The sequence below is a fragment of the Alkalibacillus flavidus genome (genome assembly GCF_040545925.1).
Classification (GTDB): domain Bacteria; phylum Bacillota; class Bacilli; order Bacillales; family Alkalibacillaceae; genus Alkalibacillus; species Alkalibacillus flavidus.
The window spans coordinates 1-2,548 of sequence record NZ_JBEPMX010000024.1 but is presented as its reverse complement, the minus strand read 5'-3'; the positions used below and the strand labels follow the sequence as shown (position 1 = coordinate 2,548).

The window sequence follows — 2,548 nt, the reverse complement described above, 5'->3', positions numbered from 1 at the left end:
GCGTCTTAACCGTTAGTTAAGTCCTCGATCGATTAGTATCTGTCAGCTCCACGTGTCACCACGCTTCCACCTCAGACCTATCAACCTCATCGTCTCTGAGGGATCTTACTTGCTCGAGGCAATGGGAAATCTCATCTTGAGGGGGGCTTCATGCTTAGATGCTTTCAGCACTTATCCCGACCACACGTAGCTACCCAGCAGTGCTCCTGGCGGAACAACTGGTACACCAGCGGTGTGTCCATCCCGGTCCTCTCGTACTAAGGACAGCTCCTCTCAAATTTCCAACGCCCACGACAGATAGGGACCGAACTGTCTCACGACGTTCTGAACCCAGCTCGCGTACCGCTTTAATGGGCGAACAGCCCAACCCTTGGGACCGACTACAGCCCCAGGATGCGATGAGCCGACATCGAGGTGCCAAACCTCCCCGTCGATGTGGACTCTTGGGGGAGATAAGCCTGTTATCCCCGGGGTAGCTTTTATCCGTTGAGCGACGGCCCTTCCATGCGGAACCGCCGGATCACTAAGCCCGACTTTCGTCCCTGCTCGACTTGTCAGTCTCGCAGTCAAGCTCCCTTCTGCCTTTACACTCTGCGAATGATTTCCAACCATTCTGAGGGAACCTTTGGGCGCCTCCGTTACCTTTTGGGAGGCGACCGCCCCAGTCAAACTGCCCACCTGACACTGTCTCCGAACCGGATCACGGCTCTGGGTTAGAATGTCCGTACAGCCAGGGTGGTATCCCACCGGCGCCTCCACCGAAGCTTGCGCTCCGGTATCTCTGGCTCCCACCTATCCTGTACAAGCTGTACCAACATTCAATATCAAGCTACAGTAAAGCTCCACGGGGTCTTTCCGTCTTGTCGCGGGTAATGCGCATTTTCACGCATAGTATAATTTCACCGGGTCTCTCGTTGAGACAGTGCCCAAGTCGTTGCACCTTTCGTGCGGGTCGGAACTTACCCGACAAGGAATTTCGCTACCTTAGGACCGTTATAGTTACGGCCGCCGTTTACTGGGGCTTCGGTTCAACGCTTTGTCCCGAAGGACGAACGCATCCCCTTAACCTTCCAGCACCGGGCAGGTGTCAGCCCCTATACTTCGCCTTACGGCTTCGCAGAGACCTGTGTTTTTGATAAACAGTCGCTTGGGCCTTTTCACTGCGGCTCCCTAGGCCGTAGCCTAGGTGAGCACCCCTTCTCCCGAGGTTACGGGGTCATTTTGCCGAGTTCCTTAACGAGAGTTCTCCCGATCACCTTAGGATACTCTCCTCGCCTACCTGTGTCGGTTTGCGGTACGGGCACCTCTTTCCTCACTAGAGGCTTTTCTTGGCAGTGTGAAATCCGGGACTTCGGTACTGTATTTCCCTCCCCGTCACAGATCATGCGTCCGATGGACGGATTTGCCTATCCATCACACTCTCTGCTTGGGCGTGCGCAACCAGTGGCACGCTTCCCTTATCCTCCTGCGTCTCCCCGTCGTTCGAACGGAAAGGAGGTGGTACAGGAATTTCAACCTGTTGGCCATCGCCTACGCCTTTCGGCCTCGGCTTAGGTCCCGACTTACCCTGAGCGGACGAGCCTTCCTCAGGAAACCTTAGGCTTACGGTGAAGAAGATTCTCACTTCTTTTTCGCTACTCATACCGGCATTCTCACTTCTAAGCGCTCCACCAGTCCTCACGGTCTGACTTCAACGCCCTTAGAACGCTCTCCTACCACTGTCCTACGGACAATCCGCAGCTTCGGTGATGTGTTTAGCCCCGGTAAATTTTCGGCGCAACGTCACTCGACCAGTGAGCTATTACGCACTCTTTAAATGATAGCTGCTTCTAAGCTAACATCCTGGTTGTCTGAGCAACGTCACATCCTTTCCCACTTAACACATACTTAGGGACCTTAGCTGGCGGTCTGGGCTGTTTCCCTTTCGACTATGAACCTTATCACCCATAGTCTGACTCCCAACGATAAGTCATTGGCATTCGGAGTTTGACTGAATTCGGTAACCCGATAGGGGCCCCTAGTCCAATCAGTGCTCTACCTCCAAGACTCGTGCGTTGAGGCTAGCCCTAAAGCTATTTCGGAGAGAACCAGCTATCTCTGTGTTCGATTGGCATTTCACCGCTACCCACACCTCATCCCCGCATTTTTCAACATACGTGGGTTCGGGCCTCCAGTCAGTGTTACCTGACCTTCACCCTGGACATGGGTAGATCACACAGTTTCGGGTCTACGATGACGAACTGAATTGCCCTATTCAGACTCGCTTTCGCTGCGGCTCCAGGTCTTCCCTTTAACCTTGCTCGTCCTCGTAACTCGCCGGTTCATTCTACAAAAGGCACGCCGTCACCCATTAACGGGCTTCGACTACTTGTAGGCACACGGTTTCAAGTTCTATTTCACTCCCCTTCCGGGGTGCTTTTCACCTTTCCCTCACGGTACTGGTTCACTATCGGTCACTAGGGAGTATTTAGCCTTGGGAGATGGTCCTCCCGGATTCCGACGGAATATCACGTGTTCCGTCGTACTCAGGATCCACGCCGGAGGACAA

At 54.0% G+C, this 2,548-nt stretch carries 1 rRNA gene; it reads right to left on the bottom strand.

The annotated features are described in order from the left end of the window. Positions 1-12 precede the first annotated feature (12 nt). Positions 13-2,548, bottom strand: a 23S ribosomal RNA gene (locus tag ABID56_RS12895); the annotation flags it as partial.